The organism is Coleofasciculus sp. C1-SOL-03 (assembly GCF_040220555.1).
Taxonomy (GTDB): domain Bacteria; phylum Cyanobacteriota; class Cyanobacteriia; order Cyanobacteriales; family Coleofasciculaceae; genus Coleofasciculus.
Genome location: NZ_JAVJUO010000155.1, coordinates 50,842 through 74,366, shown reverse-complemented (window position 1 = coordinate 74,366; position 23,525 = coordinate 50,842). Strand labels below are relative to the sequence as shown.

General features: G+C 46.1%; 20 protein-coding genes and 2 pseudogenes. 14 read left to right on the top strand and 8 right to left on the bottom strand.

All coding sequences use genetic code 11. The annotated features are described in order from the left end of the window. The first annotated feature begins 45 nt into the window (after positions 1 to 45). The 6 genes and pseudogenes from RIE73_RS25240 (at position 46) to RIE73_RS25215 (ending at position 3,413) form a co-directional block, all read left to right on the top strand. Complete coding sequence (locus tag RIE73_RS25240) at positions 46 to 468, top strand: Tse2 family ADP-ribosyltransferase toxin (RefSeq protein WP_446403791.1); 423 nt, start codon at positions 46 to 48, stop codon at positions 466 to 468. A gap of 18 nt (positions 469 to 486) precedes the next feature. Beyond that, positions 487 to 1,002 (top strand): hypothetical protein, encoded by a 516-nt coding sequence (locus RIE73_RS25235; RefSeq protein ID WP_446395521.1) that lies wholly within the window; start codon positions 487 to 489, stop codon positions 1,000 to 1,002. Positions 1,003 to 1,105: 103 nt separating this feature from the next. After that, a complete protein-coding gene (locus tag RIE73_RS25230; protein WP_446403790.1) occupies positions 1,106 to 2,266 on the top strand; it encodes a DUF262 domain-containing protein in 1,161 nt (386 codons plus the stop codon). Continuing rightward, positions 2,263 to 2,415, top strand: a complete 153-nt coding sequence (locus RIE73_RS25225) for an AAA family ATPase (protein WP_446403789.1) — start codon at positions 2,263 to 2,265, stop codon at positions 2,413 to 2,415. Before RIE73_RS25230 ends, RIE73_RS25225 begins: the two co-directional genes overlap by 4 nt. Beyond that, a pseudogene (locus RIE73_RS25220) lies at positions 2,391 to 2,651 on the top strand (AAA family ATPase); the annotation flags it as partial. The gene RIE73_RS25225 and the pseudogene RIE73_RS25220, both read left to right, overlap by 25 nt. Before the next feature lie 3 nt (positions 2,652 to 2,654). Further along, positions 2,655 to 3,413, top strand: a complete 759-nt coding sequence (locus tag RIE73_RS25215) for a hypothetical protein (RefSeq protein WP_446403788.1) — start codon at positions 2,655 to 2,657, stop codon at positions 3,411 to 3,413. Between the two features lie 52 nt (positions 3,414 to 3,465). Here the strand turns inward: RIE73_RS25215 and RIE73_RS25210 are convergent, their stop codons facing one another. After that, positions 3,466 to 3,702 carry a DUF4926 domain-containing protein gene (locus RIE73_RS25210; protein WP_446395517.1) on the bottom strand — a complete coding sequence of 79 codons (237 nt, stop codon included), beginning with the start codon at positions 3,700 to 3,702 and terminating at the stop codon, positions 3,466 to 3,468. A gap of 25 nt (positions 3,703 to 3,727) precedes the next feature. Further along, complete coding sequence (locus RIE73_RS25205; RefSeq protein ID WP_446395536.1) at positions 3,728 to 4,060, bottom strand: helix-turn-helix transcriptional regulator; 333 nt, start codon at positions 4,058 to 4,060, stop codon at positions 3,728 to 3,730. Between the two features lie 528 nt (positions 4,061 to 4,588). Between RIE73_RS25205 and RIE73_RS25200 the strand changes: the two genes are divergently transcribed. After that, positions 4,589 to 7,297, top strand: a complete 2,709-nt coding sequence (locus RIE73_RS25200) for a tetratricopeptide repeat protein (protein ID WP_446403787.1) — start codon at positions 4,589 to 4,591, stop codon at positions 7,295 to 7,297. Between the two features lie 141 nt (positions 7,298 to 7,438). On the opposite strand, the gene RIE73_RS25195 is transcribed toward RIE73_RS25200, so the two are convergent. Beyond that, positions 7,439 to 7,948 carry a DUF4149 domain-containing protein gene (locus RIE73_RS25195; protein WP_446403786.1) on the bottom strand — a complete coding sequence of 170 codons (510 nt, stop codon included), beginning with the start codon at positions 7,946 to 7,948 and terminating at the stop codon, positions 7,439 to 7,441. A 274-nt stretch (positions 7,949 to 8,222) separates the two neighbouring features. Here RIE73_RS25195 and RIE73_RS25190 point away from each other — a divergent pair, with 274 nt between their 5' ends. The 6 genes and pseudogenes from RIE73_RS25190 to RIE73_RS25165 all read left to right on the top strand — a co-directional run bounded on the left by RIE73_RS25190 (position 8,223) and on the right by RIE73_RS25165 (position 15,932). Beyond that, positions 8,223 to 11,645 carry a DUF4347 domain-containing protein gene (locus tag RIE73_RS25190; protein ID WP_446403785.1) on the top strand — a complete coding sequence of 1,141 codons (3,423 nt, stop codon included), beginning with the start codon at positions 8,223 to 8,225 and terminating at the stop codon, positions 11,643 to 11,645. Positions 11,646 to 11,667: 22 nt separating this feature from the next. Further along, positions 11,668 to 12,558, top strand: coding sequence for a cyanoexosortase A (crtA, locus tag RIE73_RS25185; protein WP_446403784.1), 891 nt, complete (start codon positions 11,668 to 11,670; stop codon positions 12,556 to 12,558). Further along, positions 12,558 to 12,710 carry a hypothetical protein gene (locus tag RIE73_RS25180; protein ID WP_446403783.1) on the top strand — a complete coding sequence of 51 codons (153 nt, stop codon included), beginning with the start codon at positions 12,558 to 12,560 and terminating at the stop codon, positions 12,708 to 12,710. Before crtA ends, RIE73_RS25180 begins: the two co-directional genes overlap by 1 nt. Before the next feature lie 309 nt (positions 12,711 to 13,019). Next, the gene (gene hpsJ-A / locus RIE73_RS25175; protein ID WP_446403782.1) at positions 13,020 to 13,766 is read left to right on the top strand and encodes an HpsJ-like protein, cyanoexosortase A-associated; all 747 of its coding nucleotides are present in this window, start codon (positions 13,020 to 13,022) and stop codon (positions 13,764 to 13,766) included. 577 nt (positions 13,767 to 14,343) lie between these two features. Then, positions 14,344 to 14,895, top strand: a pseudogene (locus RIE73_RS25170) (transposase); the annotation flags it as partial. A gap of 374 nt (positions 14,896 to 15,269) precedes the next feature. Next, the gene (locus tag RIE73_RS25165) at positions 15,270 to 15,932 is read left to right on the top strand and encodes a PEP-CTERM sorting domain-containing protein (protein WP_446403781.1); all 663 of its coding nucleotides are present in this window, start codon (positions 15,270 to 15,272) and stop codon (positions 15,930 to 15,932) included. Positions 15,933 to 16,271: 339 nt separating this feature from the next. Here the strand turns inward: RIE73_RS25165 and RIE73_RS25160 are convergent, their stop codons facing one another. The 5 genes from RIE73_RS25160 to RIE73_RS25140 form a co-directional block, all read right to left on the bottom strand. Further along, a complete protein-coding gene (locus tag RIE73_RS25160) occupies positions 16,272 to 16,850 on the bottom strand; it encodes a general stress protein (protein WP_446403780.1) in 579 nt (192 codons plus the stop codon). A gap of 439 nt (positions 16,851 to 17,289) precedes the next feature. Beyond that, a complete protein-coding gene (locus RIE73_RS25155; protein ID WP_446403779.1) occupies positions 17,290 to 18,048 on the bottom strand; it encodes a HEAT repeat domain-containing protein in 759 nt (252 codons plus the stop codon). 166 nt (positions 18,049 to 18,214) lie between these two features. Then, positions 18,215 to 18,724 carry a GNAT family N-acetyltransferase gene (locus RIE73_RS25150; protein WP_446403778.1) on the bottom strand — a complete coding sequence of 170 codons (510 nt, stop codon included), beginning with the start codon at positions 18,722 to 18,724 and terminating at the stop codon, positions 18,215 to 18,217. Positions 18,725 to 19,143: 419 nt separating this feature from the next. Beyond that, a complete protein-coding gene (locus RIE73_RS25145; protein WP_446344043.1) occupies positions 19,144 to 19,308 on the bottom strand; it encodes a hypothetical protein in 165 nt (54 codons plus the stop codon). Between the two features lie 51 nt (positions 19,309 to 19,359). Then, on the bottom strand, positions 19,360 to 21,153 hold the full coding sequence (locus RIE73_RS25140; protein WP_446403777.1) for a sodium:solute symporter family protein: 1,794 nt from the start codon (positions 21,151 to 21,153) through the stop codon (positions 19,360 to 19,362). Positions 21,154 to 21,440: 287 nt separating this feature from the next. On the opposite strand from RIE73_RS25140, the gene RIE73_RS25135 reads away from it, so the two are divergent. Next, a complete protein-coding gene (locus RIE73_RS25135) occupies positions 21,441 to 23,399 on the top strand; it encodes a BamA/TamA family outer membrane protein (RefSeq protein WP_446403776.1) in 1,959 nt (652 codons plus the stop codon). The last annotated feature ends 126 nt before the right edge of the window (positions 23,400 to 23,525 follow it).

Below are 23,525 nucleotides of genomic sequence, written 5' to 3'. Positions count from 1 at the left end.
CTGCTCTAAAGTGGAACACTAACCATTATTGAGCTGGTAAAATTAGTGATTAATAGCGGGGCAGATCACCAACCCCAAGAGACTACAACAACTGCTAATGCAGTTAAGCGAGTTACCGTACCTATAACACTATACGCTTTTGGTAACAGGCAACGTCCTCGTCCACCGCGTCAAAATAAAGATATTGCTGTTGAAAATGATTGTGTAAAACCAACAAACCCACTGACAGGAGCATCTACCTTTGGCGATGTTCAATACGCACCACTCACAGGACACTACCACAAGCTTAATCAGGATACACAATTACCTGAAGGTCTTAATGTAATCGCTGATGGTAGAGAGGTGGGCGGTACTCACTCACCAACCCATCACACAATCTACCCCAGTCAAGAAATGCCATTTACAGAATTTGTGGAAAAATTTCTCAGTAGTGGATGGGTTTACGCTGGTAAGAAGGAAATAAGATAGGGATAAAAGTTAAAAGCTATGTTTCAAGAGCAACCCACAAACAACGATATCGAACTTTGGCAGAAAGTGTTTAACCAAGAAACTGCCTATATTCAAGCTCGCCAAGACTTCCTCAATAATTCTCCTGACCGAATCGGATTCATCAAGAAAGCTTTACACAATCCCACTGAAAGAGGTACAGCACTGAGACTCATAGAGTATCTAGAACTCGAAGAGCGTCAAAGCTTATTTGATGATTTGCTTGATTTAGCGAGTGTCTCTCAGTCAGATATTGAACTTTGCCGGAAAGTTATTCTTTCGCTCCCTAAAAATTGGCTTTTAGCCAATATCGAAAAGAGCGCTGAACCCTTGATCCAAGATGGAACAGACGAGGAGTATAGGCGATTACTAGAATTATATCTCGATATTGATAGAGAACTGGCTAAAAGGCTTGCTCAGAGAGCAGTGGAACATGATGATCTAGATATTCGTGAAGTCGGTGAAGATTTCCAGAACTACCTGAAAAATCGGCATACTACTCTATCAGCAATTTAATCCGCGATCGCTGTTAAAAACTGTCTACTCAGATTTTATATATAGCTGATGAAAGTACAAGGCATTGAATAGATTAAATGAGATTAGATTAGGAGTAACCATTGTGACAGAGCCAAATAACCTGAACTTAGAATTCACTAACGAAGACAGTAATAGTGATGAAGCTACATGGATTGACTTAGAGGAAGATGATATTGAGCCAGAAGACGAGGTAATTACAACTCCATTTGACCCCAGTCAAATCAGGGTGGATACGCGACCCATGACTATTGATTTAGTGCTTAAGAGAATTAAATTTGATGAGATTAATTTAGCTCCTGATTTTCAGCGTAACGCTAACATTTGGAATGATAAGGCAAAAAGTAGACTCATTGAGTCTATTCTTATTCGTATACCCTTACCAGCCTTCTACATGGATGCTACTAATGAAGACAAATGGTTAGTTATCGATGGTTTGCAGCGGTTAAGTACTCTAAAACAATTTGTTATTGATAAAACTCTTAGATTAAATAATTTAGAATTTCTCACGAATTTGAACAGTAAAAATTATGATGATTTGCCGCGCAATTATCAGCGAAGAATCGATGAAACAGTTCTAACTGTATATTTAATTGAAAAAGGAACTCCATCTAAAGTAAAGTACAATATTTTTCGACGAATTAACACAGGAGGTTTGCCTCTATCTCCCCAAGAATTACGTCATGCAATAAATCCAGGATCTGCAACAAAGTTTTTAGATAAGCTAGCAAAATCTAAAGAGTTTAAACAGGCTACTAGAATTAGTAAAATAAGGCAAGAACGTATGGATGATCATGAATTTGTTTTGGGATTTGTTGCTTTCTTGCTGACCCCATATAAAGATTATAATGTTAAAGAGGGTAGAGATTATTTTTTAAATGAAGCCATGGCAAAAACAAATAAAATGAAAACGGAAGAGCTTAAGGATATTGAATATAAATTCCTTCGTTCTCTAAAAGCAGCTTATTCTATATTTGAAGAAAATGCTTTTCGCAAAATTATCAAAAATCAAGAAAAAAAACAACCTCTTAATAAAGCCTTGTTTGAGGTTTGGTCAGTCACATTAAGTAAACTAAACGATCAAGAACTTGAAATCCTAAAACAGCGCAAGCATAAGTTAATTCAAAAATTTGTGAGTTATAGTGAAAATGATACTAATTTTTTCCATTCCATATCTCAGGCTTCTGAAAAAGTTAGCTATAGATTTGAGGTAGTAGAAAAAATTGTTCAAACTGTTCTATCATGATTAGTTCACTACAGTTAAAAAACTTTAAGGCTTTTGAAGACCAGATGCTTAAATTTAAAACTTTAACATTACTTTCTGGTCTTAACAGCACAGGTAAGTCTTCAGTTATACAAGCACTTCTTTTAGTTGTGGTGTTCAAGTTGTCATAGAAACTCATAGCGATCATGTTTTAAATGGGATTCGTTTGGCTGTTCATGGTGGCAAACTTGAACCCAATGATGTTCAGCTCCACTATTTTGATCGCCAAGTGAAAGACGGACAAGCTGTAATTGAAGTCATATCGCCACGGATTGATCGAAATGGACGAATTGATTACTGGCCCGATGGCTTCTTTGATGAATGGGATAAAAGTTTGGAAGCTTTGTTAGAACCAGCAGGAGAGTAACACATGGATTTAGAAATGGTACTCAATGAACTCTCCTTGCAAACTCCCGTTTCTGATCAGCAAACAGCACGCCAATTAATGTCAAATCTGATTGGTACTATCCGTAAAGCCACTGCAAGTGGCGTGAAGCGAGTACTTCGTACTTCAGAAGATATTAATACTATCGAACTTGCACCGGGCTATCCTGTAGCTCGTTGGCGTAACGATAAAGAAGTTAATCGAGAAGAGCGTAGTTTTTTCAGAACTCTTACATCAAAAGCACCCTTCTGGACTGATGTTGCTGAAGAAATTAAAAATGACTTTGATTTATCTCAGGTTTGGCATCAAGGAAAGGAAGCAAGAGGACTGGGCTTTGCTGTCATCATTGATGCACTTGTAGTGAGCTTGATTTCGGAAACCTGCTGGGATTGCAGCCGCTTAGACTTGGAAATGAGACGGCTTGATGAAAATGAAGATTTAATTGATGAACGACTAGAAATTGTCCACGCCAGTCGTAGTAATCACGTTCAGGAACACGCTGAGTGGATTAAGAACCGTATTCGTACAGCAGTGCTTGATGGTTCCGAGTTGTGGAATCGGCGGAAAGAGTTATTCCCCAACTTGGAATTCTGTGAAAATGTGGGTAAGCAAATACAAAGTCTCAGTATTGGTAATCCAATGCTAAGACAGGTTGTGAAACGGTTATTTGAGCTTGAGGACTACTCTAAGAGTTGGACATCTGGTTCGTTTAATCCAAACAATCCAGTAAAACTCTCTACCTGACAGCTTTTCAGGTTTTAATTCAAAAAGAGTAAGGGATTTTTATTAACTTGCCTCAGAAGCGAGAACGAACGGTAATAATTTCATTATTTTTCAAGGGTTGAACGGCGGACATCGGCACAGCAATTACATTAATGGATTCACCGACAGCATTAAAAACTTCCAAAATATAGCCATCTTCGCCACTGCTAGAGTGAGGCACATAATCAATTAGGGTGAGAACGTCACCTTTTTGCAGATGATGTTCTGGAAGGTTGCGAGATAGAACGACACGCTGATAAAGTTCAAGCATTTCCACTGTCACTCCTTATTGGGAATTAGAGTAATAAACTGGAAGAGGAAGAGGCTATCGCTCCCGCCACATCTTCACGAGTTGCTCCCATTGCCAATAACGTCCGCACGATCAAATCAAGAGACACTGATGGATCACTTGTTTCCATCTTTGCGACCCGCGACTGACTCGAATTAATTTTGTTCGCCAAACTCTCCTGAGAGAGCTTCTGACTCAGACGAAGCTCCCTCAATCGTTTACTCAGAGACAGCTTCATGTCAATAAAAGCGACCTCCTCCGGTGAAAGTCCGAGAAAATCCTCTGCATTGCCAACTCGCCAACCCGCTGCTTCTAAACGTTGACGCTTAACTGCATCCATCATTAGCTCTCCATTATGTCATACCTGAGATTTCATCATACAATCTTGCTCTTGCTGGGAGAATTCATGCTTTAAATACCACATACCTGTTTTCCGTTACTAATACTTTCATTTATTATGTCAAATCTGACATAATAATACTATAGCACAGGTAGGGTGCTGACTTGATTAAGCTGTTCGGCATTTAAACCTTAATGTCAACAACTGCACAATTGTTGTAATGCGAGCATCTTGCTCGCTACCCATTCCCAATTTTAAATGCGTGACAACTTAACCAGGAGCGATCGCGTCTGGGGTAATTGCGTTTGTCTGTCAATAGAAGCCAATGACAAATGACGATTATATGTGTCGTTAAAAAATCGTCTACGCTCTGTTTAGGGATAACTAATTCTTAAACTTCTGCTAAGATTTTACGGATTTATTAATCAAAAGTAGTATAGAGACAAAGAACTTGATAAAGTTATACATTATTTAAACTATCAACAGAGTTATTCTCGTTGATGGTATCTTGAGGTCTGAGGAGTCCCTATGTCAAAAATTCCCTTTCAGATAAGTGTAGCCTTAGCAACTTTGATGACTGGTGGTATCGCCAGTGCGACGGTGCAAACCCCGATTGAACCCATGGAGTTCGATCGCACTCCCACTACAATGCCGATCGCACAAGCTCAATTGCTGGATCAATTGTGGCAACAGGTGAGCCAGTTACGGGGTGTGGGAAAATATCGTGAGGCGATCGCGATCCTAGAGCGAATCGTGCAAATTGAACCAGAGGCGTTCTTGGCGTGGTATTGGCGCGGCGAGATATTCAGCAGTTGGGGACAGTACGAAAGCGCGATCACATCTTACGATGAAGCGATTCGACTTCAACCTAATTATCTCTTAGCACAGTATCAGAAAGGACAAGCCTTATACGAACTTCAACGCTATCAGGCGGCGGTGACAACTTGGCAACAAACCTTACGCTTAAACGCCGAATCGGAGTATGAACAAACTTTAATCTCCACCGTCATCCCCAAGCAAATCGCCCAAGTGCTGTCTTATGAGTTGCGAGAGTATAATCAGGCGCTTTCCATCTATGACCAACTGTTGCAAACGAATGAGCAGATGGCGTCAGTTTGGGTAGAACGCGCCGCCGCACTGTATAAACTGGAACGGTATCAAGATGCTGTCGCCAGTTGTGACAAAGCCTTAGAACTTGAACCGCGAAACGCCCTCGCCTGGAAACGACGGGGATTAGCACTGTATCAATTAGAACGTTACGACCAAGCGATCGCGTCTTTAGAACGGGCGGCGAGTTATGATGCAACTGATTTAGAAGTAACCACCTTACTTTCTATTCTCACCACCTCTGGCGAATCCACAACTGAAGTCAGTAGCGCCCAACAACGACTCGTGGCGCTGCAAACAGAAATTCGCACCGCTGAAGCCCGATTAGAGGAATTGCGGAATGAACGCCAAACCGTAACCGCCCAACTGGAAGCTTCTCAATCTCAAGTACGTCAATCGCAACAGCGATTAGTCGCCCTGCGCGAAGAAATTCAAACCGCCCAAACTCAACTCGAATCATTCCAAGTGGAAATTCGGGAATCTCGCCAACAGTTAGTCGCCATTCGAGAAGAAATTGAAACCACCCAAGCCCAACTCGAATCCTCGCAAGCGGCGGTGCGCCAATCTCAACAGCGGTTAGTTGAAGTGCGAGAGGAAGTAAGTAGCGCTCAAACCCAACTGACATCTTTACAGAGTGAACGCCAAAGCTTAGAAGCCAGACTGGTTGAGGTACGGGAGGAAATTGAAACCGCTCAAGAACGCCTGGAAGCCTCTCAAGCATCTGTGCGCCGCTCTCAACAACAGTTAGTTGAAGTACGGGAAGAAATTAACACCGCCCAAGTCGAATTGACATCACTCCAAAGTGAACGCCAAAGTCGAGAGGCGAGACTGGTGGCGATACAGGAGGAAATTGAGACATCTCAAGAACGTCTGGAATCCTCTCAAGCATCTGTGCGCCAATCTCAACAACGGTTAGTCGAAGTGCGAGAGGAAGTTAGTAGCGCTCAAGCCCAACTGACATCACTTCAAAGTGAACGCCAAAGCGTAGAAGCCAGACTGGTTGAGGTACGGGAGGAAATCGAAACGGCTCAAGAACGCCTGGAAGCCTCTCAATCTTCGGTGCGACAATCTCAACAACAGTTAGTTGAAGTACGGGAAGAAATTAACACCGCCCAAGTCGAATTGACATCACTCCAAAGTGAACGCCAAAGTCGAGAGGCGAGACTGGTGGCGATACAGGAGGAAATTGAGACATCTCAAGAACGCCTAGAAGCCTCTCAATCTTCGGTGCGACAATCTCAACAACGGTTAGTGGAAGTGCGACAAGAGGTTAGCAGCGCCGAAGCCAGAGTTGAGTCGCTTCAGAGTGAACGGCGAAGCTTAGAAGCCCAACTGGTAGCGGTACGGGAGGAAATCGAAACCGCTCAAGAACGCCTGGAAGTCTCTCGCCGTGAATTTAGCAGCGTACAACAGCGTTTAAGTACATTACAAGGTGAAATCCAAACCACCGAACAACAAATCGCGACGGCTCGAACTGAACTGCGTCAGTTGGAAGAGCGCAAGACAGTGGAAGCTGAGGAGTTACAAACTCTGCAAGTTCAGTATTGCAGTGTGCAGGAAGATTTAAGTGAACTAGAAGTCGCCATACGTCGCCTGCGGGGGGCGCAACTCGCATCTGATGCAGTTCAACGCTGTCAATTCTCCGATGACACGTTAGAAGTAGAACGCATAGAGCGCGATGAACCCGTGCAGGTCGATAATAGACAAACGGATGACAGAAATGCTAGTCGAGCGACTACAGTAGCCGATACTAGCCAAAACCAGTCTGTCACCCTGAGTAACGGCTATCAAATTACTTTTGAGAGTGTTCGTTACAGTAGCAGTAATACCTCAGTGTGGATATACCGGATGGAAGAGTTACCTCAAGCCCAAGATTTGAGTAACTGGGTGTTAGAAATTCCCAGTTGTGCAGCGATAGTGAATAGTTCGCCAGGAGGAGAAATCGTGAATCCTGATCCGAATGCACGATTGAGCGGGATTAAGTGGCAAACTGGAGCTGGGTTTCAAGATGGAGTTTTTTCAGTGACCCTGAATGGTCAATGGGAGATTGGCAACGTTAATGTGGCGGCTAAAGGTCCCGATGTCGTGGTGGGGACAGTTGCTGGACCGAGTTGTACTCCTCGTTTGTAGTGGGCACTTTAGTGCCATAAGCGCTCGCATCGCTGACTACTATAGCAGTAGAGTAGAGACGTTGCATGCAACGTCTCTACAAAAATGTAGGGGAACGATATGTCGTTCCCCTACAGATGGTGATTCAATGGTAAAACCTAATTAAGCAATTTCTCGCGAATCGTGATAACACCAAGCCAATACAGTCGCACCGACAATTAACTTAATCGCTTCTAAGAACCAATAGCCTTCATGCATCTCAACCATTCCGCTTGCCATACCCGTTGCTGGCTCAAACAGATTCAGTTGCATCGCTAGAGCGCTCATCTGGGGCGTCATGATGTAGGTATTAATGATAGCAATTGCTAACAGAAGCCCAGATAATACGATTGACCAGCGTCGGACATGATGATAGAGATTAGATGTACCACGTAATGCCAAAAGGCTGGTTAAAACTAAAGCGGCACAGAGTAACTCGATTCGATTAAACATCCAGAAAATCGAATAACCCGCACTGGCAAAACTGGCGTCGTTCAACATTCCAACCGTTCCCAGAGTGGGCATGATCACGAAGTCTAGAATAAAGCTACTACTTAACCACAGACCCAAGACAAACAGAGCAATCGTTTGCCAGGTGGGTCGCTTTGTGCTAGTCCCAAATACAGCATTCATAATTTTTCCTTGAATTCCTCTGTTATTTTTAGCTTAACCAAGATTAGAGCAAAAAAATGTAAAATATTCTTGCGAAGCACTCGCGATAATGTTGCGTTTTTTAAAGTTGTCATTCGTCATTTGTCATTTGTCATTCGTTAGGAGACAAGGAAGGCGGGGCGGGTTTAGTCACATCTGGGTGAGGGTAAGCAACGATAGTAGTGAAACCCGCCCCTACACACTTTCCTAATGCCTCAGGCTAGATTGGAGTGGCAATGGCGATTGAAGTGTACAGATGGAACTGATCGAACCAAGAACAGGATTGGGAGTATCCGCTGAGGCGGACAGGTTATCGGGATACTCAGAGGGACTAGAGTTCAATCCAATCGGGGAAGTCAATGGGAGACCCAACCGCGATCGCCGCCTTGTCGGTGAGGCGTATATCCCAGAGTTACAGCCACTTCCAGATATTGACGTTGAAGCGGCAATTCCGTTTCTAGAACGCCGCTTATCTAGTGTAGACGTTCCAGAGACATTAAACACTGAATCAGAGAATGCGACAGGGCGAGATATCCTCACCGGGTTGGATTTGGGAAACGCCCACAACGGTACTTTAGTATTCGTAGACGCCGGGATTGCAGACGCTGAAACCTTAGTGGCTGGGGTTGTCCCTGGGGCTGAGGTGGTTAGGCTGACACCGGATCAGGATGGGGTTCGCCAAATTACTCAGGTATTGGCACAACGTCAAGGATTATCCAGTGTTCAGATTATCTCCCATGGCATGTCGGCTGGTTTGCAATTAGGCGCAGGAGAGTTGAACCTGGATACACTGAATACGTATGCCAATCAGTTGCAAACCTGGGCAGGGGCGTTAACACCGGAGGCTGATATCCTGTTCTATGGCTGTAATCTGGCAGCAACTGCGTCAGGACAACAGTTCATCGAACAAGTGAGTCGGTTGACAGGGGCAGATGTAGCCGCCTCTAGCGATCGCACGGGGAGTGCAGCCTTGGGTGGTGACTGGGAGTTGGAAGTATTCCAGGGGACGATTGAATCCGATGTGGCGTTGCATAAGTGGGCGCAGTCGGCGTATCAGGCGGTACTGGATGCGGTAGATAATAATCTCACCGTCAATAGTGCCAGTTTTTTAGGGGGAAATGGGGATGATAGTGGCAATGCGGTGGAAATTGCCCCAGACAGAACCATTGTGATTGGCGGGAATTTTGATCTAACACCGACTCAGAGTTTAGCAGAGGTACAAGGGGCAGTTATCCGTTTGGATTCGACGGGACAAACGAGACTTTCAGTCACTCAGGTGGGCGCTGATGTGGATGACTTGGATCTCAATCGCAATAATGGCAACATAACCGTTGTCGGTGACTTTGGCGTCAAAACTCTTAACAGTGACGCCAGCCAGGTTCTCTGGAGTGCCAATCCCGGTAGCGCCCAACGAGTCGCCGTGGATCAACAAGGTCGGGTGGCTGTCCTCGCCGACGATCAGGTGACGGTTTATAATTCCGAGGGGACTCCCATCGGGAACTTTACGGTAGCCGGAACTCAGATTGCAGATGTGGCAATTGACAGTAATACCTCATCCGTCTTTGTCACCGGATATCGACAGGTAAGTACCAATTTACAGCTTCCCTTACTCCGCAGTTATAGCTACACGGGTGAGATCAACTGGGAAAATTACAATTTTTCGGCTAACGAAGCCGCCGGAAAGGATTTAGGCGCAGATACTCGCGGGTTACGGGTGGCGATTGGACGAGATAATCAGCTTTACTTTGCGGGTAGCTTGGATGGAGGAAATAGTGTTTTTCAACGCAATCCCCAAAACATTACCCAATTTGCCGATAATATTAACATCGACAACTACACAAACACCTCGAACAGTGGTAATGGGAAATTTGCCTATTTTGCCCGCTTGAATCCGGCGACAGGAACTTTGGATCAGGGTCAGATTTTCCTCACCCGCCTTTCCAGTGGTAAAGGGAATTCCTTTGCGATTAATGCGATTACGGCGGATGCCAATGGCAGAGTGTATATTGGCGGTCAAGCGGGTGCTTCTTTACCCAATCGTGACGAGTTGCAAATTAATGGCACTCCTGTGGGACCCTACAGTGGCTTTGAAGGGGCAGTAATTGCCGTTAGTGAGGATTTTCAAGATCGGGAACTGGTGGGACTTTGGTCGGGAGGTAATCCATCGGGTTCTGAGGTGAATGGGGTGGCGGTGTTTGGAGATATCCGGGCGATGGTGTCCACAAATGCTGGTACGAATATGATTACGGTTAATCCGCTTCAGGGGACTTCGGGGGGAAGTGAGGATGCCTTTTTCTCAGTTTGGCAAAGTCCAGCGACTCCTGTTGGTAATCCACCCACAGGGATTCGTTTAGATAATCAAACCGTTGCTGAAAATACGGCATCGGGGACGGTTGTGGGTCAGCTTGCGACGATTGACCCGGATACAGATGATCGCCATACTTACAGGTTAATTGATGATGCTGGAGGACGGTTTGCGATCGCCGATAATACATTGCAAGTCGCTGATGGTTCTCAGCTAGACTTTGAGACAAATCCGAGTCATCGGGTTACAGTTCGCAGTACCGATGCCGATGGCTTCTCTTTTGAAGAGGACTTTGAGATTGCGATCGCGGATGTTGATGAAAGTGATGATAACCCAACACCAACACCAACACCTACTCTACCCGTTGGTTTAGTGGATCTGGCACAAATTGGTTCAACTCAGGGCGTTTTCCAAGTGGGTGGAACTCCCGGAGAGGCGGTGCGCTTGCAGTTCGACTGGACGTTCCGAGAAGCCCAGTTTAAAAATGAAGTCGGTGTCTTGCGAGTCGATGATGCGATGGGAACGGTGAATGGGGTGCGCCCCGGTGATCCCGGATATGCCCAGCAAGCCTTAACCCGTGCCGAACGTCAGGTATTATTTGCCCGAGGTGAGACTGTGGGTAAGGGTGTGGATTTGAGTCTCCAAGGGGGAGACTATTGGGTGTTTTATTTAATTCAGGATAGTACCCAGGCAGACTGGCTAGCCGAGAATCCGGACAATCGTCTGGATGGGGAAACCATTGCCTTTTTCTCCGTCACGGCGGCAAATCCGGATCAGTTTAACCACGTTCAACGCACCGAGTTGGGGGATGGGATGGTGCAACTGGCTTGGGAAGATCTCACGGGTGGCGGCGATCAAGATTTTAATGATGTTATCTTCAATGTCAGTAACGCCGATTGGACGGTGCCAGGGGAGTTGGGTGAGATGAGTTCCCTGATTGTCAACTGGATGGCACAAGATAGCGTGATCAGTCATGAACTGGGTTTATTTCTATTTGATCATCCTGATGGGCGAATCGGTAATTTATTCCCTGGTGATCCAGGATATGCTGCAGCTGCCCTGTCTCAGCGGAATCGCCAGGTTATCGTTGCACCAGGAGAGACGGGGAATGGGCAACGAACCCTGAATGTGGAGGGCGATCGCGTTTTAGGATGGTATTTGATCCAAAACGGCACAACCGAACAGTTTTTACGGGAAAACCCCGACAACTTACTGGGGAATTCCCCCTTAGCCTTTTTCTCAATAATTGCCGCCAACCCCAATGGAATCGATAACTTCTGGCGACTGTCTCCCAATGAATTTGCCTGGGAAGACCTGACAAATGATAGTGATATCGACTTTAATGATGTAATGATACGTATTCAGTTTGGCTAATCGTCTCTACCCCAAAAGCACCATGAAAGCGACCTCTCTCACACCCCTGCAACGATTAAAAATCCCCCCCTACTGGCTTCTTGCTATAGCGGCTGGCTTAGTTGCCATTTACATGACACTCAGTTGGAAAGCCGGAGACGAAGCCCAGCTTGGCATGAGTGTTTTGTTTTGGCTAGCTGTCGGTTCCCTGCTGTGGGGCAAACGCCATGAGTTAAACCTGGAAAGTGGAGTCCTCCCTAGCATCGCTGGGGCGTTAGTCATTGGTTTTGTCCTCTGGTACAGCGCCAGCATCAGTGGGTTGAAGCTAACCAATGAAAATGTGCAAAGGCTGGCACCATTACTGCGCCTGCTGCCGTTTATTTCTGCCATTGGTGTGGCGTTACTTGCCTCTGGGTTTAAAGGATTCAAACAATACTGGCAAGAAATAACCATCCTGTTTTTTCTCGGTGGACCGGCGACAATTGCCTCATTTATACCGGATATTTCGCCGATCACGGCTAAATTTTCGGCGTTTATGCTGCACTATATAGGTTTTCAGGTCTATCTCTACGATAAGGTCTTTATTAATCTGCCTGATGGTGGCGTTAAGGTGTATCATGGCTGTTCCGGCATGGAAGCGATGACCTATGTGTTAGGACTATCGGTGATTTGTCTAATCATGTTTCCCATCAGTCGCCGCAAGCAGTATTTCGTGCCAATTATGGCGTTGGTTGTCGGATTTGTCGTCAATAGCTTCCGGGTGGCGTTGATGGCGGTGCTGGCAAATGCCCAAAATATGGAAGCGTTTAAATACTGGCATGAAGGCGAAGGTTCTCTAGTCTTCGGGATGATTGCCGTAATGGTTTTCGGCGTGTTTTACTGGTTCCTGCTGCGGCTGGAGGACGCGAGTTCTCCGGAGGCTGAGGAGGCATAATGTCCTGGAAACAGGTGCGAATTTTTGTGTTAGCACTGATTTTGGGAGCCGTTCTCGTGGTGTTGCTGAAAGTCATTCTGGCAACTCTGGCGGAGAAGGGCAAAGGACAGTCAGCGACTCGGCTTCCCAGGCTTGAAATTGTGTATAGGTAGTGAGCAAGATGCTCACACTACAAGGATTTCCCAATTCTTGACATTATGGTTTAAATGCCGAACATGCTTACCACTCATAATTTAGACAATCTGTTTCCAGAGGTAGGGAAAACGAGATAATCTATTCATGAACCCCGCCCTACGAGAGTTGAGGGCGAGGACTCTCGCGAATACGTTGAACGTTAAACGTCATTAGTCTGCTAACCCATGAATTAGTTGTGATCATTATGTCGGACATAAGACGTAGCTTGCTTCTCGCGATAGCGAGTATGACAAATGACGAATGACAAATAACCGATAATTAAAACCATGACGCAATCAGAAGAAAAAGATAAATTTGTTCCCGCGATCGACCAACTGTGGAAGTTTAGCGCCGGTTTATCCAAATCCATTGGAGTGGTGCGGTGGATCGGCTATGGGTTATTGATTTTGGCATTCTTCGATGTCGTAGAGATATTTGTACCTCCGGTGTTGATGAATCCCGCTTGGGAGTTTCAGACAATCGGACAATTGGTGGAACGGGTTCCTGTACCGTTGCTGGGGTTGGCGCTGGTGTTTCTAGGCGAACGGGATCAACGCACCCGTTGGGAACCTTTAGTACTGAATATTTTGTCCTGGCTGGCTTTGCTGGTAGGGGTTTTGTTCTTTTTACTGGTTCCCTTGGGTGTGGTGAACACAATACGGCTGGATAACCAAAATAGGCAGCAAGTTGAACGGCAAGTTGAACAGCGACAAGAGCAGATTCAACAGGTGAGAGAGGCGCTAGGACAAGCGACAACTGTAGAACAGATGCAGTTTCTGATTAGTCAATTGGATAGTCAAGGGCGCACCCCACAGATTCAAGGTACTGAGCAGTTAGCTGAGGTGAAAGAGCAGCTTTCGACATTTTTGGAACAGGGTGAGACGCGGATGCAGGAGCAAGCTCAAGAGCGGAAGAAGTCTCAGCGCTTGCGGTTGCTGGAGAATTCGGTGAAGTGGAATTTGGGCGCTTTGGTGTCTGCGGCTTTGTTTATCAGTGTCTGGCGTTTAACCGGTTGGGCTAGACGTAGCGAGTGATTCCAGGTGTTTACGATATATATCTCGCACGGGAGCGAGTGTGTCATTGGAGAAAGAAGCGATCGCGCACAGAATCTCAACAGCTATTCTGGCGGTTCGGGTTCAAAAAGATAAATGTAGGACTTAAGCACACACGCCATTTATGGTAGGGGTACGATATTATCCATTGGTGTCAACTTAAGCGGAAAACCCAAGCAATACCTTGACTCTACCCCACCCTAACCCTCCCCTTATCAAGGGGAGGGAACATTTCCTCACAAGGGTAGGCTTTTTAAGATGGGGGTCTAGGCAAGACAAGGAAGACAGGTAGACCAGTAGACAAGGAAGAGTGAGAACGAAAAATAGGGCGTTTCGGCTTTTAGAAGTGAGGTTGACCGAACCGAATTCTGTACGGTTTTCCCCCCTTGTCTTCTTTCCTTCCTTGTCCTCCTTGTCTTGTCCCAACCCTAAAATAAAAAACCTACACCTGTCAGGGGAACATTTCCCCCCTTAACAAGGGGGGATTAAGGGGGGTTATTTTTAAGGCAGCGAGATTCAAAGGCTCACTTAGCTTGCGTTTCCTCTTAAGTTGACGCGGATAGATAGAGGCAAAGCGGGAGTTCCCGTAGAATTTGGAGCTAAAATATCGGCAAGTGTAAGAGATGGATACGTGTTTTTAGACCGTATCAGTTGGGAGAATTTTAATGAATCTGCCGATTTAAAAACTCAAATAGAAGCTTATTATAACTACACAGGAGCCTATCCAGAATCTGTTCATGTAGATAAAATCTATCGCAGTCGAGCCAATCGAGCCTTCTGCAAAGAAAAAGGAATTAGAATCAGCGGCCCTCCCTTAGGAAGACCGAAAGCCAATGTCAGTCAAGAATTAAAGAAACAAGCCCAAGAAGACGAGAGAATTCGCAATAATATTGAAGGAAAATTTGGTATATCAAAACGTAGATATAGCCTAGGTCGAGTCATGGCTAAACTACCTCATACTTGTGAAACAGCGATTGCCATTACTTTCCTCGTCATGAATCTGTCTGCCCTGCTCAGGCAGGTTTTTTTGTCTTTTTTTATGTATATTCTACAATTACGTCTTTTTCGAGGTGGAATTATTATTAAAGCTTATTTCTGCCCGGGTTGTTAACAATAAATACTCATAGTTGCTATCGTGTTATATAACTACTTAATTTCTCAGTTGTATTTGTCCGACTTATTCAGCAGCCCCTAAGTAGAGAAAACTCCTTCTGTTTGTCTAGCAGAGGGGGGTTATTTTTCCTCAAAATGGTAGAAATTCGGAGAATTAACTAAAACTCTAAAACCCTTATCCAATAAAGGTTTTAGCCTTATTTTGATTAATCTTTATAGGAAGTTTACACAAATTAACTCATTCTTCATTGCCACTTTACCCAACACCTAAGCGAAGTCCCTTATAGTGTGAATATAGAAAAGCAAACAAGCCGAAGCCAATCAGTCCAAACGCTTCAGCAATTGAGTTATCTAGTCCTAAGGAGTACTGACATGAAATTCTCTTCTCTTGTTCCTTCTGTTTTAGCCGCTACTGGCGCCGCCGTCGCCATGTCTTCCTTCAATCCTGCTGATGCAGCATTTGTGACCTTTAGTGCCACTCCATTTACTGGAAATGATGCCGAGGTAGATTTTCTCTTAGAAGAAGTAGGCAATGATGTTAAATTTACTGTAACTGTTGATTCAAATGTCAATGGTGGTGGTGATCTTCGTGGCGTCTGGTTTGATATTGCAAATGATTCACTGCTCGATCTTGACATTGACAAAATGGGTTCCAACATCCCTGAAATTCAGCAGAATGCTGGCAGTGTGAGTGACCTTGGGGGTGATGCCAATTTAAATGGTGGTGGTCCTAACAATCCAGGTAACTTCGATATTGGCGTGGAAATTGGAACCCAAGGTGCTTCACCTGATTTTATTCCCTCCACCATGTTCACGGTTAAAAACATCGGTTTAGACCAGTTTCTCGGTCAAAAATTCGCAGCTCGTGTAACAAGTGTAGGTTCAGATGGAGAGGGTAGCAGCAAGCTGTCTGCTGTTGCTCCTACTGAGGCTGAGCCTGTTCCCGAACCCCTCACCATCTTAGGTTCTGCTACCGCTCTAGGAATCGGCGGTTTGCTCAAGCGCCAACAGTCCAAAAAGAACAACAAGGCTTAATTGAGCCTCAAGTATTTCCCTCCGAGTTTACCTAAAATAGAAGCCCAGTAAACTCCTTCTGTAGAGTCAAGCAGAAGGGGTTATTTTTTTGTACAAAAAGAGGTTGTCTACCTTAACTGCGGTAGGGTCTGCTGAATAAGTCTTGTGGTGGGGAGAGGCAACAGGGAACAGGCAACAGGCAACAGTCGCATCTTCCCAAAAAAATTGGGGGTTTGGTTACCAAACCCCCTACTCATCCTTCTATCTTAGGACTTACGCAGACACACTACTGATGGGGGAAAGGTGCGTTACGCTTCGCTAACGCACCCTACAAATAGAGCCTGTGCGTAAGTCCTGTATCTATACCCTGGTGCCCATCTGAGGATTAGTATTGACGCCAGGTGCATTATAGATAGCCCAATCCTGAATTCCACGATTTTGGAAAATGGGTTGCATATTCAGGATCTCGGTTTCTGTACCTTCTACAATCACTACATAATCGCCAACGGAAACTCGTTCATCATAATATTTAGCAGCATCTTCGGGGATTCCCCAACCAATCAGGGCACCGACTAAACCGCCACCAGCGCCACCAATGACGCCTCCTAACAGGGTATTCGCTAAAACAACTCCTAATTCTGTAGCTGCACCGACTCCAGGAATTGCTAATACGCCTAGACCACCAATTAAGCCGAGGAAACCGCCTACAGTACCGCCAGCAGCCGCACCAGCTTTGGCGCCTTCTCCCGCTTGGTTGCCACCGCTTTTATGGAGATCCGTACCGCCAATTTTCTCATTGAGACTGGCGTCTTTAGCAATCACGGAAACTCGATCCAGATCAAATCCTCTATCTCTGAGTTCCATGAGCGCATTTTCTGCCTGTTGACGGCTAGGAAAGACACCAATTGCATGTCTTAATTGTGATTGTGCTACAGCCATATTTTTTCTCCCTATACTTCAAAACCGATCAACCTGTCAGAATGCAGGACTCGGATTATTGTTGCGTTGTTATTCACCTTTCTATTTTGGGAAAAGAACACGAAAAGTTCATCAGTCTGTAGAGAGAATCTGTTGATAGGCAATAGGGAATAGAGAGCAGGGGGAGCAGGGGGAGCAGGGGGAGCAGGGGGAGCAGGGGGAGCAGGGGGAGCAGGGGGAGATAGGGAAGATGAGGGAGATGGGGGAGATGAGGAAAATGAGTAAGTAAACTCAAAACTCTATCTTACCTGTTAAGCTGTCATGCATTTAAATTGGGAATGGGTAGCTACAAGGATTTCGCCATTATTGACATTAAGGTTTAAATGCCGAACAGCTTAACTGTTAACTGTTCCCTGTTCCCTATTCCCTGTTCCCTGTTCCCTAACATAAGACAAATCCCCTAAAACAATCCATCTAGTTCAATTGCCTCAATCATCTGTAAGGCACGAGGATCGCCCACTCTCAACAAAGCCGCTTTTGCATCTTCCCGCACGCCCATATCTTCATCTTCGGCAAAGGCTTCAATTAAACCATCAACCGCACCCGCATAGATAGCATTAGAGGGGAGTTCTCGACAAAGTTGCCCTAATGACCAAGCACAGTTACTGCGTACTGCTGCCATAGGGTCTTGCTTTAAGGCGGTAATTAACGGCGGAATACAGGCAACGATATCGTCATAGTCTAACTTCGCCATCTGTGCCAGAGAACTTGCTGCCCACAAACGCACGGCAGAGATATCTGTAGCTAAGGCATCAATCAAACTGGGCAATGCTCTGCGATCGCGGCAATTGCCTAATGCCCAAACAACCCCTTTACGCACATACCCATTCCAATCCCGGTTCAGTTGCCCAATTAAGGGATCGACGGCTGTTGGATCAGGATTGCGTCCTAATGCATAAGCCGCACTAACCCGTACTAAGGGACAGACATCGTTTAACAGATGAATCAGATGAGGAATTGCCCGTTCATCTTGAAGTTCACAAAAAGCCCGCGCCGCCAGCATCCGTTGGGGCGTTTCTGGAGCGGTTAGCAAAGCCAGCATTGCTTCTGGATCGGGTTGAGTCGCCTCTGAGTGGTCATCAATTGGCTCTATTTCATCCAGAGGGCTTTCTAGCTCACCTGCTGCCTCGATTAATCTTAGCTCGTCATTATCATACATATCTAAAAAAATATCTTATTCCACGGTTATTTGTCATGGGTCATGGGTCATTGGTCATTAATCCTTGGTTAACTTAATTCTCTCACTCAAAAGTATGCCCGTGAACAAAGTGAAGGGTCAAAACTCAGAACTCTTATCCAACCGCCAAAGTTCTACGCTTCTATCCCTAAGGATGAAGTGCGGATCGTTGACAGAGCGGTTTCACCATCCAAAGGGACTGGGTTTGGAATCCTAACTTATCGTAAAGGCTGACAGCCGATGGATTAGACTGAAACACTTGCAACCCAATTTGGCGATCGCCCCGTTCTCTCGCCCAGTTCTCAGCATGGCACATCAGTGCCGAACCAATACCCCGACGCCGATGCTCCGGCATGACATAGAGTAAAAAAACATGAGCATGGCGATCGCCCCTGACCTGATCCACGGCATTTCCCAGCCACAGACAAGCGACAGGTTGATGCGATGGCGCGACGTCACCCTTAGAATTGGCTACGTCTACCCACCACAAGGGTGTCTCTTGACAAAAATACCGCCGTATTGTTTCCTCTAAATGAGAAAAATCCTGCTGTTGAGGAAAAAGCTCTTGGTAACTCAGTTGGAGAAGCTTCAGCAGGGTGGCTTTCTCTAATCGAGAGCCAACTCGTAGCTGATAGCCCGGGATTAAAAATTTACGCATCTGATCGCAATAAGGGAACAGGGGTATGGTTGTAGGGGCGGGTTTTACCGATAACGTTTCGCAGACAACCTCAACTGAACTAAACCCGCCCTTTTTCAGGTGAAAGGTAAGGTGGAACGATGGCGAGCCGAGGGGGACAAGGAATTAGGGGCTGCTGAATAAGTCTTGTGGGAGGCTAGGAAGTTGGGGGAGCAATGATGCATAACACGAGTCATATCATGTCCGCCGAAATAACCGTAATATCCTTCTTCCTTGCAACCTTCCTCCTTCCCTTGGAGCCTTGGAGCCTTCTGCCCTCTGCCTTGTCTGCACCTAAATGTGAGTATTCAACCGGACATAATATCAGGGCGGATTTTGCACAACAGTTATCATGAACAGCGAGACGAAAGTCCCTAAACCCGCCCCTACAAACTCAATACTCAAAACATCCCCAATTCCCTCATACTTACTGAATTGGCATCTTCAATAGGTGCAGGCGCTGCCATATCATTGGGCAAAAAGATGCGAGCGCTAACGGCGAGTAACGCGACGACAAAAACTAAGACGATCAGAAAAGGGGCAATATACTGACGGAAAATAGACATAGGTATCCAATTGGATAAAGATTTGTAACGCCATTGTTATCTATCTTATAACTACTTGGAATTATCGTCTTGATCATCTAATCCCGGTCTGGGCATCGGTACAGCTTTTTTCCGATTAAGCTGACGTAGCAACATTGCCCCAACCACAGCGATGACGAGGGACACCCAACCCGTCAGGGATTGCAGCAGCAAAAACCCTCCGATCGCAAACATAGTACCAAACAACAATAAAATGGCGGCAAATACCCGTTGAATATCCTGTCTCAGGTTTTGAACAGGTAATAAACCCGTGCTTTCCTGTTGACGTTGCCAACCCGGACCGGCTGGACGCACCCGACGATAAAATTCATCTAGAGTTGCCTCAGATTCTGGCGGTGTCACTAACATGGCTGTAATCCATAACCCACTGGTAATAACTGTCGTCACCAATAGACGCAAACCAAACTCCTCAATCTGGATAATCGGGACGATACTGGTGGTTAACCCGACAATAAACCCACCCACCATTGCCGTCAGTTCAGCTATGGCGTTAATTCGCCACCAAAACCAGCGTAAGATTAAGACTAAGCCAGGACCTGTGCCAATGGCAATCACTAACCGAAAAACGGTTGCCACATCCTGAGAAAAGAACGCCGCCATCGCCCCTAATGCCGTCACCACCACTGAAGCAATCCGCCCCGCTAATACCAACTCTGACTGTTGAGCATTCGGTCTGATAAAGCGCTGATACAGATCATTGGTTAAATAAGACGCGCCCCAGTTAATCGACGTAGACACCGTACTCATAAACGCAGCCAGTAGAGACGTAACCACTAACCCCAACATCACCGGGGGGAGGAAATCCAGCATCAGTTTCGGATACCCCAATTCTCGGTCGGATAAATCGGGATAGACGACAATCGCCACCAGCGCCACGAGTATCCAGGGCCAGGTTCTGATCACATAATGAAGAATATTAAATAACCACGCGGCTTTCTCGGCTTCCGCTTCATCCTTAGACGCCGCTAAACGTTGCACAAATTCCCCACCGCCATCACTACGACGAAATGTCCACCACTGGAGAAAAACGTAAGCAAAAAAGGTACTAGAGGTAATTCCCGCCGTTTCACTCCAACGAAAATTATCAGTTATCGGAAAAAAGGATAAACTATCATGTCCAGTCATCTGCTGCACTTTTGGCACAAGTACATGAATTCCACCCACATGATTCACTGCTGCGATCGCGACAACAATTGCCCCAAATAGTGCTAAAAAGAACTGAAAAAAATCGGTAGTGACGACACCCCAAAGCCCCGCAAAACCTGAGTAGATTAAAACCAAAACGCTAACACCAACCACACTCCAAATTTTCAAATTTTCTCCCGGTTCAATCCCCAAACTCTGCCAAAGTTCCAAGGCATCCACCACTTTAATCATGGCAAGCATAGCGTAGCCAATGGCAATACAGTTAATCGGTACGGCAAATAAAAAGGCTTTAGTTCCCCGTAAGATGGCGGCAGGTTTTCCACCATAACGGAGTTCCGTCAATTCGGCGTCAGTGACGATTTCCGAACGTCGCCACAATCGGGCAAAGATATAAATCATCACCAGATGGGCGATGGCAAAACTCCACCATTCCCAGTTTCCGGCAATTCCTCGATTGCCCACCACCCCGGCAATATAAAGCGGTGTATCAATAGAAAACGTCGTCGCTGCCATACTTGTACCCGCTAGCCACCAAGGGAGCGATCGCCCGGAGACGAAAAAATCGACCAAACTCCCTGAGGCTTTGCGAGATAGATAAAGTCCTAACCCCATTGAACCAATCAGGTAGAGCAGGACAATCAGCCAATCAACCTGTTGCATAGTTTTGCGATAACGTTTGACCTGAATTTGATATGATACATCGCTTTTAGGTCAGATAATTTTAGAGGTTAGATTTTCATGTTTGATCAACCTCTCTCAACTTAGTCGGGGCGGGTTTATTCATATCTGGGTGAGGTAAAAAACGATAATAGTGAAACCCGCCCCTACACAGATTGTGTCAGATAGAAAGGTGGCACATCGGTTGGAACTCCACAGGTTTAGCCTCGGTCAGGTTAACCAAACGTAAGACAATTTTCACTAACGAACGGACGATTGAGGCTAATTTTATGCTATATAGAGCTGTTGCCTTTTCCACTTTGGCTGTGCTGGTGGGTAGCGAGTTAACTCAGCCAGCGATGGCGACTCCCGATTCCCCGACAACTAACCCACCATCGGAAACCCGAAACTATGTTGTTCCCACAGAAGCCACCTCAGCCACGCCTTCCCCTAGAACCGTCGCCTCTCCAGAAGCAACGCCAACCCCAGAATTTGCCCAATCTGTTCCCACCCTAAATCAATCGGAACGGTCTAATGATTTAGTTGTCCTGGCGACGGATGTGCAAGTCGTGGGTGTGTCTGAAGAATTGCAGCAGCTTGTCTTAAAAACGATTCGCACTCGCCCAGGGGGTCAAACCAGTCAAAGCCAACTAGATCAGGATATTCAAGGGATTTTAAATACAGGGTTCTTTGCCAACGCCAGTGTCACGCCAACCGCTAATTCTAACGGCTGGGAAGTGGTTTATCAGGTTGAATCCGTTATCGCGCGATCGCTTGAACTATCCGGTAACCAAGTTCTCACTCCAGACGTGGCTAATTCTATTTTTAATCCGCAATTGGGTCAACCCGTTAGTCCCGCTAACCTACGTCAAGGCGTACAACAGTTAGACCAATGGTATGAAGACAATGGCTATATCTTGGCACAGGTGTTAGACGTGCGATCGACATCCGATGGCGTGATTACGGTTGAAGTAGCCGAAGGCGTCGTCAGTGACATTAATTTCCGCTTCCTCGACGAAGAAGGCGAACCCACAGACGGACGAACTCGTGAGGATTTCATTAATCGCGAATTGAACCTACAACCCGGTCAAGTCTTTAATGTAGAGGTTGTCCGCCAAGACTTGCAACAGCTTTACCAATTAGGATTATTTGAGCAGGTAGACATTTCTCTAAATGGTGATGCGAGAAACGTCGATGTTATTTACAATCTGATTGAACGATCAGCTCGTGGCGTCAATGCTGGCGCAGGATATAGCAATGATAGCGGTGTTTTTGGCACACTCAGCTATAACGACTTCAATCTCGGCGGTGTGAACCAGAAACTGGGATTGAATATGCAGTTTAGCCGTCGCGACTTCCAGTTTGATGGCAACTATGGTAGACCCTATCGGGCGAGTAATCCAGAACAACCGGGATATAACGTGAATACGTTTCGCCGTCGTACCGTATCCCGAACCTTCGATGGTGATGTTGATCTCGCCAATGGGGATGATCCCCGTGAAGGACAGTTTGGCGGTGGTGTCAGCTTATCCAAACCCGTGAATGAGGAATGGGATGCGTCGGTAGGCGTCAACTATACCCGCACCAGTATCCGTGATAGTGACGGCGAAGTGAAGGCGGTTGATGAATTCGGAAATCGTCTCTCCTTCAGCGATAGCGGAATTGATGATTTAGTTACCGTTTCCGCCGGAGTGACACGGGATAAACGCGACAACCCCGTTAATCCCACCCAAGGTTCTTTGGTGCGTCTGAGTACGGAACAGTCTGTACCGATTGGTAATGGCAGCATTTTGATGAATCGGCTGGAGGCGAATTACTCCCAGTATGTTCCCGTTGATGTCTTTAATGGCAATAGTCAAGAAGTCTTAGCGTTTAACGTTCAGGGAGGAACTACGATTGGTGACTTACCCCCCTACGACGCCTTTAACCTTGGCGGTCAAAATTCGGTGCGAGGCTACGGTACCGGAGATGTCGGAACAGGGCGCAGTTATGTGTTAGCGTCGGCGGAGTATCGGATTCCTATCTTTAATCCGGTTGGCGCGGTTGTCTTTGCTGACTTTGCGTCTGATTTGGGTTCGAGTGAAACTGTACCGGGAGAACCCGGTGTGGTGCGGGGTAAGCCGGGAAGTGGCTTTGGTTACGGTGCAGGATTGCGTGTTAATTCCCCGGTGGGTATCATCCGCGCTGATTTAGGATTTAATGACCAAGGAGATAGCCGAGTCCAGTTTGGTTTGGGTCAACGGTTCTAACATAGGGACTGGTGAATAAGTCTTGTGGTGGGGTAGGGAGCAGGGGAAGCGGGGGAAGCTGGGGAAGCTGGGGAAGCAGAAGAGAAGGTTATATCTTGAGAATGCAACTTGGTATCAAATCCTTAC

Bases quoted from the DNA above. Each gene is read 5' to 3' on its own strand.
- RIE73_RS25180 (WP_446403783.1), top strand. From the start codon at position 12,558: ATGTCCTGGAAACAGGTGCGAATTTTTGTGTTAGCACTGATTTTGGGA.
- RIE73_RS25200 (WP_446403787.1), top strand. From the start codon at position 4,589: ATGTCAAAAATTCCCTTTCAGATAAGTGTAGCCTTAGCAACTTTGATG.
- RIE73_RS25140 (WP_446403777.1), bottom strand. From the start codon at position 21,153: ATGCAACAGGTTGATTGGCTGATTGTCCTGCTCTACCTGATTGGTTCA.
- RIE73_RS25165 (WP_446403781.1), top strand. From the start codon at position 15,270: ATGAAATTCTCTTCTCTTGTTCCTTCTGTTTTAGCCGCTACTGGCGCC.
- RIE73_RS25135 (WP_446403776.1), top strand. From the start codon at position 21,441: ATGCTATATAGAGCTGTTGCCTTTTCCACTTTGGCTGTGCTGGTGGGT.
- RIE73_RS25210 (WP_446395517.1), bottom strand. From the start codon at position 3,702: ATGCTTGAACTTTATCAGCGTGTCGTTCTATCTCGCAACCTTCCAGAA.
- RIE73_RS25205 (WP_446395536.1), bottom strand. From the start codon at position 4,060: ATGGATGCAGTTAAGCGTCAACGTTTAGAAGCAGCGGGTTGGCGAGTT.
- RIE73_RS25215 (WP_446403788.1), top strand. From the start codon at position 2,655: ATGGATTTAGAAATGGTACTCAATGAACTCTCCTTGCAAACTCCCGTT.
- RIE73_RS25235 (WP_446395521.1), top strand. From the start codon at position 487: ATGTTTCAAGAGCAACCCACAAACAACGATATCGAACTTTGGCAGAAA.
- RIE73_RS25195 (WP_446403786.1), bottom strand. From the start codon at position 7,948: ATGAATGCTGTATTTGGGACTAGCACAAAGCGACCCACCTGGCAAACG.
- RIE73_RS25150 (WP_446403778.1), bottom strand. From the start codon at position 18,724: ATGCGTAAATTTTTAATCCCGGGCTATCAGCTACGAGTTGGCTCTCGA.
- RIE73_RS25160 (WP_446403780.1), bottom strand. From the start codon at position 16,850: ATGGCTGTAGCACAATCACAATTAAGACATGCAATTGGTGTCTTTCCT.
- RIE73_RS25225 (WP_446403789.1), top strand. From the start codon at position 2,263: ATGATTAGTTCACTACAGTTAAAAAACTTTAAGGCTTTTGAAGACCAG.
- RIE73_RS25155 (WP_446403779.1), bottom strand. From the start codon at position 18,048: ATGTATGATAATGACGAGCTAAGATTAATCGAGGCAGCAGGTGAGCTA.
- crtA (WP_446403784.1), top strand. From the start codon at position 11,668: ATGAAAGCGACCTCTCTCACACCCCTGCAACGATTAAAAATCCCCCCC.
- RIE73_RS25190 (WP_446403785.1), top strand. From the start codon at position 8,223: ATGGAACTGATCGAACCAAGAACAGGATTGGGAGTATCCGCTGAGGCG.
- hpsJ-A (WP_446403782.1), top strand. From the start codon at position 13,020: ATGACGCAATCAGAAGAAAAAGATAAATTTGTTCCCGCGATCGACCAA.
- RIE73_RS25145 (WP_446344043.1), bottom strand. From the start codon at position 19,308: ATGTCTATTTTCCGTCAGTATATTGCCCCTTTTCTGATCGTCTTAGTT.